This window comes from Kitasatospora sp. NPDC058492 (genome assembly GCF_042720685.1).
GTDB lineage: Bacteria > Actinomycetota > Actinomycetes > Streptomycetales > Streptomycetaceae > Kitasatospora.
In genome coordinates, this window is the sequence record NZ_JBHXMU010000017.1 from 1 (window position 1) to 14957 (window position 14957).

Genomic DNA, 14957 nt, shown 5'->3' on the forward strand with positions numbered 1-14957 from the left:
AACGCTCGACTGGGAAACCCCAGCCGAGCGCCTGCATAAACTGCTCGCGGCCTGATCAAACCGACCACGTGTTGCAACGACCCCTAGAAACCGCCCGGAACCGACGGGGGCCTTCACCACGACGCGTCTCAGCGGTGGTTGAGCGCCGGGTTGACGGTCACCTCGACCCGCTGGAACTCCTTGAGCTCGGTGTAGCCGGTGGTGGCCATCGCGCGGCGCAGCGCCCCGAACAGGTTCATGGTGCCGTCGGGGGTGTGCGAGGGACCGGTCAGGATCTCCTCGGTGGTGCCGACCGTGCCGAGGTCCACCCGCTTGCCGCGCGGCAGCTCCTCGTGGACGGCCTCCATGCCCCAGTGGAAGCCCTTGCCGGGCGCGTCGGTGGCGCGGGCCAGCGCGGCACCGATCATCACCGCGTCGGCGCCGCAGGCGACGGCCTTCGGGATGTCGCCGCTGTAGCCGACGCCGCCGTCCGCGATCACGTGCACGTAGCGGCCGCCGGACTCGTCCATGTAGTCCCGGCGGGCGGCGGCCACGTCGGCGACGGCGGTGGCCATCGGCACCTGGATGCCGAGGACGCCCCGGGTGGTGTGGGCGGCGCCGCCGCCGAAGCCGACCAGCACGCCGGCCGCGCCGGTGCGCATCAGGTGCAGGGCCGCGGTGTACGTGGCGCAGCCGCCGACGATCACCGGGACGTCCAGCTCGTAGATGAACTGCTTGAGGTTGAGCGGCTCCGCGCCGCTGGACACGTGCTCGGCCGAGACGGTGGTGCCGCGGATGACGAAGACGTCGACGCCGGCGTCCACGACGGCCTTGGAGAACTCGGCGGTGCGCTGCGGCGAGAGCGCGGCGGCGGTGACCACACCGGAGTCGCGGACCTCCTGGATCCGCTGCTTGATCAGCTCGGCGCGGATCGGCGCGGCGTAGATCTCCTGGAGGCGGCGGGTCGCGGCGGCCTCGTCGGTGATCGTGGCGATCTCGTCGAGCAGCGGCTGCGGGTCCTCGTAGCGGGTCCAGAGGCCTTCGAGGTTCAGCACGCCGAGGCCGCCGAGGCGGCCGATGGCGATGGCCTGCTGCGGCGAGACCACGCTGTCCATCGGGGCGGCCAGGAACGGCAGCTCGAAGCGGTAGGCGTCGATCTGCCAGGCGATCGAGACCTCCTTCGGGTCCCGGGTACGGCGGCTGGGGACGACGGCGATGTCGTCGAAGGAGTACGCCCGTCGGCCGCGCTTGCCTCGCCCGATCTCGATCTCAGTCACTTCGAGCCCTTCTGGTTTGTTGCTCATGCCCGCCGGGTCACCCCGGCCGCCCCCAGTATCCCGCACCCCGGTTGCCTCGCGCGCTCGCCTCCGGGGCGCGGGGCCCGCCCCCGGGCGCGCCGAAGGGCCCGGCGCCGCGGTGCGGCGACGGGCCCTTGGGAAGCGCGGACTCAGCGGTTGGAGTAGTTCGGCGCCTCGACGGTCATCTGGATGTCGTGCGGGTGGCTCTCCTTGAGGCCCGCCGAGGTGATCCGGACGAAGCGGCCCTTGCTCTCCATCTCGGCGATGGTGGCGGCGCCGACGTAGCCCATGGTCTGGCGCAGGCCGCCGACCAGCTGGTGCAGCACGGCCGACAGCGGGCCGCGGTAGGGCACCTGGCCCTCGATGCCCTCGGGGACGAGCTTGTCGTCCGAGGCCACCTCGGCCTGGAAGTAGCGGTCCTTGGAGTACGAGCGGCCCTGGCCGCGGGACTGCATCGCGCCCAGCGAGCCCATGCCGCGGTAGGACTTGAACTGCTTGCCGTTGATGAACATCAGCTCACCCGGGGACTCCTCGCAGCCGGCCAGCAGCGAGCCCAGCATCACGGTGTCGGCGCCGGCGGCCAGCGCCTTGCCGATGTCGCCGGAGTACTGCAGGCCGCCGTCGCCGATGACCGGCACGCCGGCCGCCTGGCAGGCCACCGCGGCCTCGTAGATGGCGGTGATCTGCGGGACGCCGATGCCGGCGACCACGCGGGTGGTGCAGATGGAGCCGGGGCCGACGCCGACCTTGACGCCGTCCACGCCGGCGTCGATCAGCGCCTGGGCGCCGTCACGGGTGGCCACGTTGCCGCCGACCACGTCGATCCCGACGGCCGACTTGATCTTCCCGATCCAGGCCAGCGCGTTGTGGCTGTGGCCGTGCGAGGTGTCCACGACCAGGAAGTCCGCACCGGCCTCGACCAGGGCCTGGGCCCGGTCGAACGCCTCGGCGCTGGCACCGACGGCGGCACCGACCAGCAGACGACCCTCGGCGTCCTTGGCGGCGTTCGGGTACTGCTCGGCCTTGACGAAGTCCTTGACGGTGATCAGGCCCTTGATCCGGCCCTCGTCGTCGACCAGCGGCAGCTTCTCGATCTTGTGGCGGCGCAGCAGCGCCATCGCGTCCACCCCGGAGATGCCGACCTTGCCGGTGATCAGCGGCATCGGGGTCATGATCTCGCGGACCTGGCGGCTGCGGTCCGACTCGAAGGCCATGTCACGGTTGGTGACGATGCCGAGCAGCTTGCCGGCCTCGTCCGCGATCGGCACGCCGGAGATGCGGAACTTGGCGCACAGCGCGTCGGCCTCGGCCAGCGTGGTGTTCGGGCCGACCGTGATCGGGTCGGTGACCATGCCGGACTCGGAGCGCTTCACCAGGTCGACCTGGTTGGCCTGGTCCTCGACCGACAGGTTGCGGTGCAGCACGCCGACGCCGCCCTGGCGGGCCATCGAGATCGCCATCCGCGCCTCGGTGACCTTGTCCATCGCGGCGGAGAGCAGCGGGATGTTGACGCGCACGTTCCGGGAGACCCGCGAGGAGGTGTCGACCTGGTTCGGCAGCACCGCGGAAGCCCCGGGCAGCAGCAGGACGTCATCGAACGTGAGCCCGAGCATGGCGAACTTCTCGGGTACGCCTGCGGCGTTGTAAGACATTTGGGGGGTACCTTCCGTGGCCGGCCTATTCCGCTCACGCCCTGAGGGTGGGGCGCGTTCATCGCTCACTCGCAGCAGACCGCCGAAGCCGGGTGGTTTTGGAGGAACCTCCAGGGGAACCCCGCGCGCACCCGCGAAACTTTGGCAACCCGCCCAGGCGCCGATACCCCATGGTACTGGCACGGCGAATGTGTCCTCGTGTGCCCTTGACAACACCGGCCCCCCGTGGCTCATTCCGGCCGGTCAGGACCTAGGAGGACTCCTCCGCGAGCGCCCGCAGCCGGCTGAGCGCCCGGTGCTGGGCCACCCGGACGGCGCCCGGGGACATCCCCAGCACCTCGCCGGTCTCCTCCGCCGAGAGCCCGGCGGCCACCCGCAGCAGCACCAGTTCGCGCTGACGGGCCGGCAGGTTGGAGAGCAGTTCCTTGGCCCAGGCCGCGTCGCTGCTCAGCAGCGCCTGCTCCTCCGGGCCGAGCGCCTCGTCCGGCACCTCCGGCAGGTCGTCCTGCGGGACGACCGTCGAGCCGGGCCCGCGCATCGCGGCCCGCTGCAGATCGGCGATCTTGTGTGCGGCGATGCCGTAGACGAAGGCCTCGAACGGCCGCCCCTGGTCCTTGTACCGGGGCAGCGCGCACAGCACCGCGACGCAGACCTCCTGCGCGACGTCGTCCACGTGGTGCCGGGCGCCGCCGGGCAGCCGCACGAGCCGGCCGCGGCAGTAGCGCAGCGCCAGCGGATGGACGTAGGCGAGCAGGGCGTCGATGGCCGGGCCCTCACCGCGGACGGCGGCCGCGACGAGCTCGCCCACCAGCGGGGAGCCGCCCGCGCCGAGCACCGGCGGTCGACCGGGGCCGGGCACCGCGCCGGGGCCGCCGGGGTCGGCGTACGACGGATCGCCACCCGGGCCGGAGGGCTCGGCCTCCACCGGGTCCGCCTGGCCGGCCGCACCGGCGACGTCGTCACGCATCGGTCCATGGTGCCTGGTCGCGCGGGAAAACGCGGCACCGCGTCCGGAGTTGTGCACCGGAACGTTATGCGCTGCGGTGCCGTACGGCGTGCCGCCGCGCACCACCGGCCCCTCCTGCACCGTGCCGCCTCCCGCCCCGCCGCCGTCGGTGGTCCCGTCCTTCGCGCCGTCCGCCGAATGTGCTGCGGCCGTGTGGTTCGCCGCAGTGCCTGTCCGCTGGTCCCCGAGGTGCTCCACTACTCCATGGTGCAACCTCGGGACCGTAACGTCACACGCCCGGACGGCGTCCGTCCCGGGAACCGCCGGCGGCGCGCCGCAGCCGGCGGCGCCACCGGCGGTCAGCGGACCAGGCCCCAGCGGAAACCCAGCGCCACCGCGTGCGCGCGGTCGGAGGCCCCGAGCTTCTTGAACAGCCGTCGGGCGTGGGTCTTGACGGTGTCCTCGGACAGGAACAGCTCGCGGCCGATCTCGGCGTTGCTGCGGCCGTGGCTCATGCCCTCCAGCACCTGGATCTCACGCGCCGTCAACGTGGGCGCCGCGCCCATGTCGGGGCTGCGCAGCCGGCGCGGGGCGAGCCGCCAGGTCGGGTCGGCGAGGGCCTGGGTGACGGTGGCCCGCAGTTCGGCGCGCGAGGCGTCCTTGTGCAGGTACCCGCGGGCGCCCGCGGCCACCGCGAGCGCGACCCCGTCGAGGTCCTCGGCGACGGTGAGCATGATGATCCGCGCGCCCGGATCGGCGGACAGCAGCCGCCGGACCGTCTCGACCCCGCCGAGGCCGGGCATCCGGACGTCCATCAGAACGAGATCGGAGCGGTCGGCCACCCAGCGGCGGAGGACCTCCTCCCCGTTCGTCGCGGTGGTGACCCGGTCCACACCGGGTACGGTCGCGACCGCGCGGCGAAGCGCCTCGCGGGCGAGCGGGGAATCGTCGCAAACGAGAACGGAAGTCATGACCGTCGTCCTCCGCAGCTGATCCGCGTCACGTTGAGCCTCCTGGCTGGTACGAACCTCTCCGACACGGCCGATCGGCGACAGAGTCCGTGCTGATCGCCTCAAATTCCCCGCGATCGTTCCCGACGTCCGGCGCCCGCTAACCGCCTCCGCACTTCCAACGACCGTCACTCGAATGAGTTACGGCCTTCGGGGCCATCTCCACCACTGTACGTGGCCAACCCATTACCGATCAGCCGCATCGCGGTGCACACGCCGCACTTTTGCCCAGCTCGCGCGCGGTGGGCGCACGACCCGCACACCGGTGCGGAGTGTCGCGCGCCCGTCGGCCACCCGAATGCCACGCCCGCGCCCGCCGAACCCCTTGCCCACTTTGCCCGTTTTTATAGCTTTCGTATGGTCATTGACTGTTGTGCCACTCTGTGGGTGACTTGTCCATGGAGTTGCCGTAAGTCATATTTCCAGGTGTCCACACCAGTGCATCGACGCCCGCCGCGCCGCCCAGCAGCAGCCCGCTGAGCGCCGGCCCACGGCCGACGAGCCTCTGAAGGGAATGAGCCATGGCAGATTTCTCCCGCCTCCCAGGTCCCAACGCGGACCTCTGGGACTGGCAGCTCTCCGCAGCCTGCCGTGGCGTGGACAGTTCGCTCTTCTTCCACCCCGAGGGCGAACGCGGGGCCGCGCGGAGTTCGCGCGAGGCCAGTGCCAAGGAGGTCTGCATGCGCTGCCCGGTGATCACCGAGTGCGCGGCGCACGCGCTGGCGGTCCGCGAGCCGTACGGCGTCTGGGGCGGGATGACCGAGGACGAGCGCGAGGAGATGCTGGGGCGTTCGCGGCACCGGCTGGTGGAGGTCCCGCTGACCCCGCCGGCGATCGCGCGGCGCTAACCCCGCCTCCACGGCGCGCCGTGAAGAAACGTTTCCTCGCGGCGTTTCGGGCTGTTCAAGCCCGGTCCAGAACGCTCAGGCCCCAGAGGTCAGCGCCCGGCCGACCCCGCCAGCCGCTCCAGCATCAGCGCCACGGCCGGCACCTCGGCCAGATCCGGCAGGGTCAGCGCGACCACCTGCCGCACCGCCGGCGCCCCCGCGGCCGTCCGCACCGGCACCGTCGACACCCCGTCCGGGCGCACCGACTGCAACGCCAGCCGGGGCAGCACCGCCACCCCCAGTCCGGCCGCCACCAGGCCGACCACCGCCGGATAGTCGTCGGTCGCGAAGTCGATCCGGGGCTCGAAGCCCGCCGCCGCACACAGCTCCACCAGGTGCCCCCGGCACTGCGGGCAGCCCGCGATCCACTGCTCCCCCGCCAGCTCGGCCAGCTCCACCGGCCTGCCGCGCCCCGCCAGCCGGTGCGCGGCGGGCAGCAGGCCCACCAGCGGGTCGTCCAGCAGCGGGGTGACCACCAGATCGGACCAGTCGGAGCCGGCACTCAGCTGCTGCGCCTCCAGGTTGGCCTCGGCCCGCGCCTCGCGCGGCGTCCCGTGCGCGGGCGCCGGCAGCGCGGCGCCGCCGTCGGACTGCGGGTAGCGGAAGGCCAACGCGATCTCGCACTCGCCGCCGCGCAGCATCGCCAGCGACTCCGGCGGCTCCGCCTCGACCAGCGACACGCGCACCCCCGGATGGCTGTCCCGCAGCCGGGCGACCGCGGGCGGCACCAGGGTGGAGCTCGCGGTCGGGAAGGAGACCAGCCGCACCCGGCCGGCCCGCAGCCCGGCGATCGCGGCGATCTCCTCCTCGGCGGCGGAGAGCCCGGCCAGGATCCCGGTGGCGTGCTTGAGCAGCACCCGCCCCGCCTCGCTGAGCTGCATGCCCCGGCCGCAGCGGACCACCAGCGGGGTGTCCACCGACTTCTCCAGGGCCTTCATCTGCTGGCTGATGGCGGGCTGCGTACAGCCCAGCTCGCGGGCGGCGGCGGAGAAGGAGCCGGTGCGGGCGACAGCACGCAGGACGCGCAGGTGACGGGCCTCGATCATGCCTTAGTTATAAGGCAATCTTTGCCAATGGCAAAATTCTACTGATGATTGAAGCCTCAAACGCCGGACACGCCGGAGGCCCGGCCGCACCCCGAGGGGCGCGGCCGGGCCTCCGGTCGACCGTCAGGCGTCAGTGCGAGTGGCCGTGACCGTGGCCGTGGCCACCCTCGGTCTCCTCTTCCTTCTTCTCCACCACGAGGGTCTCGGTGGTGAGCAACAGGGAGGCGATCGAGGCCGCGTTCTCCAGCGCGGAGCGGGTGACCTTGACCGGGTCGATGACGCCGGCCTTCACCAGGTCGCCGTACTCGCCGGTGGCCGCGTTGAAGCCCTGGCCGACCTCCAGCTCGGCGACCTTGGAGGTGATGACGTAGCCCTCCAGGCCGGCGTTCTGGGCGATCCAGCGCAGCGGCTCGTGCAGCGCCTTGCGGACCACCGCGACACCGGTCGCCTCGTCACCCGACAGGCCCAGGCCGCCGTCCAGCACCTTGGCGGCGTGCACCAGGGAGGCGCCGCCACCGGCGACGATGCCCTCCTCGACCGCGGCACGGGTCGCCGAGATGGCGTCCTCCAGGCGGTGCTTGCGCTCCTTCAGCTCCACCTCGGTGGCGGCGCCGACCTTGATGACGCAGACGCCGCCGGCCAGCTTGGCCAGGCGCTCCTGCAGCTTCTCGCGGTCCCAGTCGGAGTCGGTGGCGGCGATCTCACCCTTGATCTGGGCGACGCGGCCGGCCACGGCCTCGGTGTCACCGGCACCGTCGACGACGGTGGTCTCGTCCTTGGTGATGGTCACGCGGCGGGCGGTGCCCAGCACGTCCACGCCGACCTGGTCGAGCTTGAGGCCGACCTCCTCGGAGATGACCGTGCCGCCGGTCAGGGTGGCCAGGTCGCCGAGGATCGCCTTGCGGCGGTCGCCGAAGCCCGGGGCCTTGACGGCGACCGCGTTGAAGGTGCCGCGGATCTTGTTCACCACGAGGGTGGACAGCGCCTCGCCGTCGACGTCCTCGGCGATGATCAGCAGCGGCCGGGAGGCACCGCCCTGGAGGATCTTCTCCAGCAGCGGCAGCAGCTCCTGGATGGAGGAGATCTTGCCCTGGTTGATCAGGATGTACGGGTCCTCCAGGACCGCCTCCTGCCGCTCCGCGTCGGTGACGAAGTACGGCGACAGGTAGCCCTTGTCGAACTGCATGCCCTCGGTGAAGTCCAGCTCCACGCCGAAGGTGTTCGACTCCTCGACGGTGATGACACCGTCCTTGCCGACCTTGTCGATCGCCTCGGCGATCAGCTCGCCGACCTGGGTGTCCTGGGCGGAGAGGGACGCGACGGCGGCGACGTCGTCCTTGCCCTCGATCTCGCGGGCCACCGAGAGCAGGTGCTCGGAGACGGCGGCGACGGCCTTGTCGATGCCCTTCTTCAGGGCGGCCGGGCCGGCACCGGCGGCGACGTTGCGCAGACCCTCGTTGACCAGGGCCTGGGCCAGCACGGTGGCGGTGGTGGTGCCGTCACCCGCGACGTCGTTGGTCTTGGTGGCGACCTCCTTGACGAGCTGCGCGCCAAGGTTCTCGTACGGGTCGTCCAGCTCGACCTCACGGGCGATGGTGACACCGTCGTTGGTGATGGTCGGGGCGCCGAACTTCTTGTCGATGACGACGTTGCGGCCCTTGGGGCCGATGGTCACCTTGACGGTGTCGGCCAGCTTGTTGACACCGCGCTCCAGCGAGCGGCGGGCGTCCTCGTTGAACTGCAGGATCTTCGCCATGTTCCCTATTCCCTCGGGGCTTCGGCCGGCCCACCGGCCGCCGGACTACGTGAACCAACAACCACGCCCCGGGCCCCTGTCACTTGGGACACGGATCCGGGGCGGGTCGGAACGACTTACTTCTCGATGATGGCGAGAACGTCGCGAGCGGAGAGAACCAGGTACTCCTCGCCCTGGTACTTCACCTCGGTGCCGCCGTACTTCGAGTACAGGACGATGTCACCGACGGCGACGTCGAGCGGCAGACGCTGGCCGTCCTCGAAGCGACCCGGGCCGACGGCCAGGACGACGCCCTCCTGGGGCTTCTCCTTGGCGGTGTCCGGGATAACCAGGCCGGAGGCCGTGGTGGTCTCGGCGTCGAGCGGCTGGACCACGATGCGGTCCTCAAGCGGCTTGATGGCAACCTTGCTGCTGGTGGTCACGTCCGAGCTCCCCTTCGGAGATTACGGGGTTTCTAACGGGTAGGAGCGAACCTGCGGGCCTGCCGTCGCGGGGGTCAGGCACACGTCTTCGCGTTAGCACTCCCCCAGTGGGGAGTGCCAAGGACGACCATAGGCCGGTGTTAGCACTCAGTCAACCAGAGTGCCAACGGCGCGCCCGGGCATCCCGAACCGCGGGCGCGGAGCCGTACACCCGTGCGACCGCCCCGCCCCACCGCGCCGGCACCGTCGGAGCCGGTGGGGCGGCCAACCCGCCAGAATGGCCCCGTGGACACCGAGAACCTCCAGCCCCTGCTGACCCCCGAGGGCCAGGCCCTGCTCGCCGAACTGCGCGAGTTCACGCCCGAGGAGGAGCTGGCGCTGGCCACCAGGCTGCGGCGGGAGCACCCGGCCGAGCTGGTCTCGGCGGCCTTCGGGCAGGCCCGGCTGCGGCAGCGGGCGCGGGCGAAGTTCGGGGCGGACGCCGACCTGATGTACTTCACGCCCAACGGCGTCGAGCAGTCCACCCGGCGCAGCGTGGCCGAGTGGCGGGCGCGCCGCTTCGCCGAGCTGGGCGTCCGCCGGCTGGCCGACCTGTGCTGCGGCATCGGCGGGGACGTGCTGGCGCTGGCCAGGGCCGGGATCGAGGTGCTGGCCGTCGACAAGGACCCGGCGGCCTGCGCCGCCACCGCCGCCAACGCGGCCGCGCTGGGCCTGACCGACCTGGTCCGGGTGCGCTGCGCGGACGTCGCCGAGGTGGACGTCACCGGCTACGACGCGGTGTTCACCGACCCGGCGCGGCGCACGGCGCGCGGCCGGGTGTTCGACCCGGAGGCGTACGCCCCGCCGCTCTCCTGGGCGATCGAGGCCGGCCGCCGGACCCCGATCGGCGCGCTGAAGGTGGCCCCGGGAATCCCGCACGAGGCCGTCCCGGCCGACGCCGAGGCGGAGTGGGTCTCCGACCACGGCGACGTGAAGGAGGCGGTGCTCTGGTTCGGCACCGGGGCCGCCCGCCCGCACCGCGCCACCCTGCTGCCGCAGGCCGCCAGCCTCACCGGCGGCGACCTGCCCGACCCGCCGGCCGGCCCGGTCGGGCGCTACCTGTACGAGCCGGACGGCGCGGTGATCCGGGCCCACCTGGTGGCCGAGGTGGCCGAGCAGGTGGGCGGCCGGCTGATCGACCCGAAGATCGCCTACCTCACCTCGGACCGGCTGGTCGCCACCCCGTACGCGCACGCCTTCGAGCTCACCGACGTGCTGCCGTTCCACACCAAGCGACTGAAGGCGCTGCTGCGCGAGCGCGGGGTCGGCACGGTGGTGATCAAGAAGCGCGGGATGGCGATCACCCCGGAGGAGCTGCGCCGCCAGCTCAAGCCCTCCGGGCCGAACGCCGTCACGGTGATCCTCAGCCGCACCGACAACGGGCCGCTGATGATGCTCGGCCGGCCCGCCTGAGGCGGCCACGAGGCGGGCGCCCGGACTACGAGGCGGGCGCACCGACTACGAGGCGGGCGCCTGGATGTAGTCCTCCAGCCGGGCCACCGAGAAGCCCTGCTCCTGGATCCGGGCCAGCAGGTCGCCGAACATCTGGGTCATCGTGGCGCCCTTGAGCTCCTTCGGGCCGCGGAAGTGCGCCAGGATGATGTCGCCGGACTTCAGCTTCTTGTCCGCCGCTTGGTACTGCATGTCGTGGATCTGCATCGACTCGCGCCAGAGCACCATCGCGCGCGGGCCGCACTGCTGGACCGAGTTGTTCAGCGTCGGGGTGTTGGCGCCGTCCCCGAACGGCGGGCGGAACAGCAGCGGGGCGGTGCCGTACTGCTGGGTGAGCGCGGACTGCGCGTCGCAGATCTCGGACTTCTGCTTCTCCGCCGGGATCTTGCTCATCACCGGGTGGTCCACGGTGTGGTTCTGGATGTGGTTGCCGAGCGCCTGGAGCGGCTTGAAGTAGCCGTAGTCGTTCTTGACGATGTCCCGGGTCAGGAACATCGAGATCGGCACCTTGAGCTCGGTCAGCATCTCGACGAACTTCGGGTCCTTCTCGGCGCCGTCGTCGATGGTGATGAAGACGACCTTGTCGCTCGTCTTCACCTCGCTGAACACCGGTACGGGGCCGGTCCGTTCGAGCTTGATGGGCTTGTCCGCGGGCGGCGCGGGGGCCGGCGCCAGCGGCTTGAGGTTCCACTTCGCCCAGGCCGCCGGGTCCCCGCCGGCCGGGGCCGCGGTGGTGGGCGCGCCGGCCGGGCTGGTCGGCACGGCGCCGCCGCCGGCGGGCTGGGGCGTGGCCGCCGAGCTGCCGCCGGCCGCCGCCGGGGCGGCGGCGCCCCCGTTGTCGCCGCATCCGGTGGCCAGGGCCAGCAGGGCCAGCGCCCCCACCGCGTACGTCCTGGTCCTGCTCCGACCGTCCCTGTTCACCGCAGCGCGCTCCCGGTTCCCGTCCAGCTTCTTCTCAGCTATGCACGGTAGCGGTCGGGGCGGCGGTTCCCGGACAGCGCCTATTCGACGTGCTCGCTGGTGAAGGACCAGCGGTGCACCGGGCGGCCGAGCAGGTCGGCCGGCGGGTCGGCGACCGGCACCGGCTCGCCGGTCCACCAGGTGATCAGCAGCACCCGTTCGCCGGGCGCGCCGAGCAGCTCGGTGCGGACCAGCCCGGCCGAACCGCGCACCGCGGGCAGCGCCACCTCCCGCACCCAGGAGGCGAGTTCGGCCCCGCGGCCGGTGGCGGCGCGGGCCTCCCACATCGCGGCGACGGTCACTCGGCGCCGCCGGTGAGGGCCCGGTACGCCTGGCCGTGGACGTCGCCGTGCCGGACGTCCGCAGCCGGCACGTGCGCCTCGGTCACCGGCAGCGAGGAGTCGGCGGACAGGTCGAGCGCGGACGGCGTGCGGTCACGCCACACCATCTCGGAGCCCAGCGCGGCCACCATCGCGCCGTTGTCGGTGCACAGGCCCGGCCGGGGCACCCGCAGCCGGATGCCGGCCCGGTCGCAGCGCTGCTGGGCCATCTCGCGCAGCCGCGAGTTGGCGGCCACCCCGCCGCCGATCATCAGGTGGTCGACGCCGTTGTCCCGGCACGCCTTGACGGCCTTGCGGGTGAGCACGTCGGTGACGGCCTCCTGGAAGGACGCCGCCACGTCGGCGATCGGCACCTCCTCGCCGGCCCGGCGCTTGGCCTCCACCCAGCGGGCGACGGCGGTCTTCAGGCCGGAGAAGGAGAAGTCGTACGCGGGGTCGTTGCGGCCGCTCAGGCCGCGCGGGAAGGCGATCGCCTTGGGGTCGCCCTCGCGGGCGGTGCGGTCGACCACCGGGCCGCCCGGGAAGCCCAGGCCGAGCACCCGGGCGACCTTGTCGAAGGCCTCGCCGGCCGCGTCGTCGATGGTCGCGCCGAGCGGGCGGACGTCGCTGGTGATGTCCTCGCTGAGCAGCAGCGAGGAGTGCCCGCCGGAGACCAGCAGCGCCATCGTCGGCGACGGCAGCCGGCCGTGCTCCAGCTGGTCGACGCAGATGTGCGAGGCGAGGTGGTTGACCCCGTACAGCGGCTTGTCCAGCGCCCAGGCGTACGCCTTGGCGGCGCTGACACCGACCAGCAGCGCGCCGGCCAGGCCGGGGCCGGCGGTGACCGCGATGCCGTCCAGGTCGCTCGCCTTGACGCCGGCGGTGTCCAGCGCGCGCTGGATGGTCGGGACCATCGCCTCCAGGTGGGCGCGACTGGCGATCTCCGGGACGACGCCGCCGAAGCGGGCGTGGTCGTTGACGCTGGAGGCGACCGCGTCGGCCAGCAGCGTGGTGCCGCGCACGATGCCGACGCCGGTCTCGTCGCAGGAGGTCTCGATGCCGAGGACGAGCGGTTCGTCAGCCATGGCGGGTGTCCTTAAGGTCCTTCGGGTCAGTGCTGGGGTGGTCGAGGCGCATCACCAGCGCGTCGACGTTGGCGGGCTGGTAGTAGCCGCGCCGGATGCCCACCGGTTGGAAGCCGAAGCGCTCGTACAGCTGCTGGGCGCGCGGGTTGTCCACCCGCACCTCCAGCAGCAGTTCGGCGCAGCCGCGGCGGGCGGCCTCCCGGATCAGGTCGGTGAGCAGCGCCGCGCCGAGGCCGGCGCCCTGGTGGCGCTGGTCGACGGCGATGGTCTGGACGTCGCCCTCGCCGGCGATCGCCATCAGCCCGGCGTAGCCGACGATGGCGCCGTCCGCGTTGGTGGCGACGGTGTAGTGGCGGGTGCCGCCGGGGTGGGTCTCGGCCAGCTCGGACCAGTACATCCCGGTGGACCAGGCGTCCTCGGGGAAGAGCCGCAGCTCAAGCTCCATCACCGGCGCTATGTCCCACCAGCGCATCGGGCGCAGGGTGGTGCCGTGTTTCACGCCGGGAGCACCGCCTTGCCCCCTAGAATATTCTTGAAGGCGGCCGGCACCTGGGCGTCCGGGCGGCGCAGGTACAGCGGGACGTTCGGCAGCAGCTCGCGGCCGGCCGCCAGCTCGGCGGCGGCGAAGCCCGCCAGGGCGCCGGCCGACACGTGCTCGGGGCCGTGCGCGCCGGGGAAGCTCTCGGGGTAGAGCAGCGCGCCGGCGCCGACCGAGCGCGGCTGCGGGGCCAGCTCGGCGGGGCGGTCCACGCCGGGGCCCTCGGTGCGGTGGCCGTCGGCGTCGTAGGAGGCCCAGTAGACCTCCTTGCGGCGCGCGTCGGTGGCCACCGTGAACGGCTGCCCGGCCAGGCCATCGGCGCGGGCCTGGTGGGCGATCGCGTCCAGGGTGCAGACGCCGTGCACCGGCAGCCCGAGGGCGTGGCCGAGCGCGGCGGCGGTCACCAGGCCGACCCGCAGGCCGGTGTACGGGCCCGGGCCGACGCCCACCGCGATGCCGGTGAGCCGGTGCTTGTCGACGCCGGCCGCCCGCAGGACCCGGTCGATCGCGGGCAGGAGCAGTTCGCCGTGGCGCCGGGCGTCGACCTGGTGGGTCTCGGCGAGGACGGCCGTGCCGTCGTGGACGGCGGCGGTGACGGCGGGGGTAGCGGTGTCGAACGCGAGCAGCAGCACGGGTCAAGGTTAGACCGACGTTCGTCCGACCGGCCGATCGACCAGGTGTGCCATCCAGGAACACACATCCGGGGCGCCGCGACCCGGCCGGACGGACCTGGCACGATGGGGCCGTACGTAAAGGGACGGCGGCGGGAGCGGCACGTGGCGAAGATGGGTCCTGGTGTGGTGGTCACGGGGCTGACCCTGGGGGCCCTGGCGGTGGTGAGCCTGCTGGCCTTCCAGGCCAACGGCGCTCAGGACCGGGCGGCCGGCGCCAAGCCGACCGCCAGCACCACGACGTCCAGCGGGCCGGCCGCCTCCGCGACGCCGAGCGCCTCGGCCACCCCGACGGTCCCGCCGCTGCCGACCACCTCGGGCAGCGGGACCAGGGTGGTCTACTCGATCAGCAGCCACTACGTCTGGCTGATCGACCCGAAGAAGAACCCGCAGGTCACGCCCGGTTTCCCGGTCACCCCGGGCTCGGTCGAGCCGGCTCCGGGCAGTTACTCGGTCTACAGCCGCACCCCGACGACCACCGGGACGGACGGCAAGCAGATCGAGCACGTGGTGCGCTTCGCGCAGCAGAACGGCGTGGTGTTCGGCTTCAGCGCCGCCGTGGACGGCGCGACCCCGACCGCCGAGCCGAACGCCAAGACCGGCGGCATCCGCAGCGGTCGCCCGGACGGCCAGTTGCTCTGGGACTTCGCGCCGAACGGCACCAAGGTGGTCGTGGTCGCCTGAGCCCGGCTCGGGCGTGTCAGGCCGCGCGGGGTGTGCCCGTCTCCGGCTCCTCGGCCCGCCGGGGCTCCGGCTCGGGCGGGGTGGACACCGCCTCGGCGGCCGCACAGGCGGCCAGCAGCGCCCGCATCGGCGCCCCCTGGACGCGGCGGGCGGACTCTCCGGCCCCGGCGCCGTGCCCGGCGCGCTTCGGGGCGGGGGTGGTGCTCGACATG

At 72.7% G+C, this 14957-nt stretch carries 16 protein-coding genes; 3 read left to right on the plus strand and 13 right to left on the minus strand.

Annotation, left to right across the window (positions count from 1 at the left end):
* Positions 1–128 precede the first annotated feature (128 nt).
* From ACFWPI_RS13585 to ACFWPI_RS13600, 4 genes are all read right to left on the minus strand, one after another.
* The gene (locus ACFWPI_RS13585) at positions 129–1256 is read right to left on the minus strand and encodes a GuaB3 family IMP dehydrogenase-related protein (protein WP_063348999.1); all 1128 of its coding nucleotides are present in this window, start codon (positions 1254–1256) and stop codon (positions 129–131) included.
* Positions 1257–1426: 170 nt separating this feature from the next.
* Positions 1427–2929, minus strand: coding sequence for an IMP dehydrogenase (guaB, locus tag ACFWPI_RS13590; protein ID WP_063348998.1), 1503 nt, complete (start codon positions 2927–2929; stop codon positions 1427–1429).
* Positions 2930–3179: 250 nt separating this feature from the next.
* The gene (shbA, locus tag ACFWPI_RS13595) at positions 3180–3896 is read right to left on the minus strand and encodes an RNA polymerase sigma factor ShbA (protein ID WP_079135824.1); all 717 of its coding nucleotides are present in this window, start codon (positions 3894–3896) and stop codon (positions 3180–3182) included.
* A gap of 338 nt (positions 3897–4234) precedes the next feature.
* Positions 4235–4846: a response regulator transcription factor gene (locus ACFWPI_RS13600; RefSeq protein WP_014136228.1), complete on the minus strand. Its 612-nt coding sequence runs from the start codon at positions 4844–4846 to the stop codon at positions 4235–4237.
* 560 nt (positions 4847–5406) lie between these two features.
* On the opposite strand from ACFWPI_RS13600, the gene ACFWPI_RS13605 reads away from it, so the two are divergent.
* Complete coding sequence (locus ACFWPI_RS13605; protein ID WP_063348997.1) at positions 5407–5733, plus strand: WhiB family transcriptional regulator; 327 nt, start codon at positions 5407–5409, stop codon at positions 5731–5733.
* An 89-nt stretch (positions 5734–5822) separates the two neighbouring features.
* Here the strand turns inward: ACFWPI_RS13605 and ACFWPI_RS13610 are convergent, their stop codons facing one another.
* The 3 genes from ACFWPI_RS13610 to groES form a co-directional block, all read right to left on the minus strand.
* Complete coding sequence (locus ACFWPI_RS13610) at positions 5823–6818, minus strand: LysR family transcriptional regulator (protein ID WP_063348996.1); 996 nt, start codon at positions 6816–6818, stop codon at positions 5823–5825.
* 130 nt (positions 6819–6948) lie between these two features.
* The gene (gene groL / locus ACFWPI_RS13615; RefSeq protein ID WP_380369507.1) at positions 6949–8574 is read right to left on the minus strand and encodes a chaperonin GroEL; all 1626 of its coding nucleotides are present in this window, start codon (positions 8572–8574) and stop codon (positions 6949–6951) included.
* Positions 8575–8690: 116 nt separating this feature from the next.
* Positions 8691–8996 (minus strand): co-chaperone GroES, encoded by a 306-nt coding sequence (gene groES, locus ACFWPI_RS13620; protein WP_014136232.1) that lies wholly within the window; start codon positions 8994–8996, stop codon positions 8691–8693.
* Between the two features lie 285 nt (positions 8997–9281).
* On the opposite strand from groES, the gene ACFWPI_RS13625 reads away from it, so the two are divergent.
* A complete protein-coding gene (locus ACFWPI_RS13625) occupies positions 9282–10448 on the plus strand; it encodes an SAM-dependent methyltransferase (protein ID WP_380369510.1) in 1167 nt (388 codons plus the stop codon).
* 45 nt (positions 10449–10493) lie between these two features.
* Here the strand turns inward: ACFWPI_RS13625 and ACFWPI_RS13630 are convergent, their stop codons facing one another.
* The 5 genes from ACFWPI_RS13630 to tsaB all read right to left on the minus strand — a co-directional run bounded on the left by ACFWPI_RS13630 (position 10494) and on the right by tsaB (position 14022).
* Complete coding sequence (locus tag ACFWPI_RS13630) at positions 10494–11408, minus strand: polysaccharide deacetylase family protein (RefSeq protein WP_380369512.1); 915 nt, start codon at positions 11406–11408, stop codon at positions 10494–10496.
* Positions 11409–11488: 80 nt separating this feature from the next.
* The gene (locus ACFWPI_RS13635; protein WP_244293442.1) at positions 11489–11734 is read right to left on the minus strand and encodes a hypothetical protein; all 246 of its coding nucleotides are present in this window, start codon (positions 11732–11734) and stop codon (positions 11489–11491) included.
* Between the two features lie 11 nt (positions 11735–11745).
* Positions 11746–12852, minus strand: coding sequence for a tRNA (adenosine(37)-N6)-threonylcarbamoyltransferase complex transferase subunit TsaD (gene tsaD, locus ACFWPI_RS13640; RefSeq protein ID WP_380369516.1), 1107 nt, complete (start codon positions 12850–12852; stop codon positions 11746–11748).
* Positions 12845–13324, minus strand: a complete 480-nt coding sequence (gene rimI, locus ACFWPI_RS13645; protein ID WP_380369708.1) for a ribosomal protein S18-alanine N-acetyltransferase — start codon at positions 13322–13324, stop codon at positions 12845–12847. The genes tsaD and rimI overlap by 8 nt, the downstream gene beginning before the upstream one ends.
* A gap of 23 nt (positions 13325–13347) precedes the next feature.
* The gene (gene tsaB, locus ACFWPI_RS13650) at positions 13348–14022 is read right to left on the minus strand and encodes a tRNA (adenosine(37)-N6)-threonylcarbamoyltransferase complex dimerization subunit type 1 TsaB (protein WP_380369519.1); all 675 of its coding nucleotides are present in this window, start codon (positions 14020–14022) and stop codon (positions 13348–13350) included.
* A gap of 153 nt (positions 14023–14175) precedes the next feature.
* Between tsaB and ACFWPI_RS13655 the strand changes: the two genes are divergently transcribed.
* Positions 14176–14745: a hypothetical protein gene (locus tag ACFWPI_RS13655; RefSeq protein WP_380369710.1), complete on the plus strand. Its 570-nt coding sequence runs from the start codon at positions 14176–14178 to the stop codon at positions 14743–14745.
* 16 nt (positions 14746–14761) lie between these two features.
* Here the strand turns inward: ACFWPI_RS13655 and ACFWPI_RS13660 are convergent, their stop codons facing one another.
* A complete protein-coding gene (locus ACFWPI_RS13660; RefSeq protein WP_063348989.1) occupies positions 14762–14956 on the minus strand; it encodes a hypothetical protein in 195 nt (64 codons plus the stop codon).
* Between the last annotated feature and the right edge of the window lies 1 nt (position 14957).

Bases quoted from the DNA above. Each gene is read 5' to 3' on its own strand.
- ACFWPI_RS13660 (WP_063348989.1), bottom strand. From the start codon at position 14,956: ATGTCGAGCACCACCCCCGCCCCGAAGCGCGCCGGGCACGGCGCCGGG.
- guaB (WP_063348998.1), bottom strand. From the start codon at position 2,929: ATGTCTTACAACGCCGCAGGCGTACCCGAGAAGTTCGCCATGCTCGGG.
- shbA (WP_079135824.1), bottom strand. From the start codon at position 3,896: ATGCGTGACGACGTCGCCGGTGCGGCCGGCCAGGCGGACCCGGTGGAG.
- groL (WP_380369507.1), bottom strand. From the start codon at position 8,574: ATGGCGAAGATCCTGCAGTTCAACGAGGACGCCCGCCGCTCGCTGGAG.
- ACFWPI_RS13600 (WP_014136228.1), bottom strand. From the start codon at position 4,846: ATGACTTCCGTTCTCGTTTGCGACGATTCCCCGCTCGCCCGCGAGGCG.
- ACFWPI_RS13655 (WP_380369710.1), top strand. From the start codon at position 14,176: ATGGGTCCTGGTGTGGTGGTCACGGGGCTGACCCTGGGGGCCCTGGCG.
- ACFWPI_RS13610 (WP_063348996.1), bottom strand. From the start codon at position 6,818: ATGATCGAGGCCCGTCACCTGCGCGTCCTGCGTGCTGTCGCCCGCACC.
- rimI (WP_380369708.1), bottom strand. From the start codon at position 13,324: ATGCGCTGGTGGGACATAGCGCCGGTGATGGAGCTTGAGCTGCGGCTC.
- ACFWPI_RS13635 (WP_244293442.1), bottom strand. From the start codon at position 11,734: ATGTGGGAGGCCCGCGCCGCCACCGGCCGCGGGGCCGAACTCGCCTCC.
- ACFWPI_RS13605 (WP_063348997.1), top strand. From the start codon at position 5,407: ATGGCAGATTTCTCCCGCCTCCCAGGTCCCAACGCGGACCTCTGGGAC.
- tsaD (WP_380369516.1), bottom strand. From the start codon at position 12,852: ATGGCTGACGAACCGCTCGTCCTCGGCATCGAGACCTCCTGCGACGAG.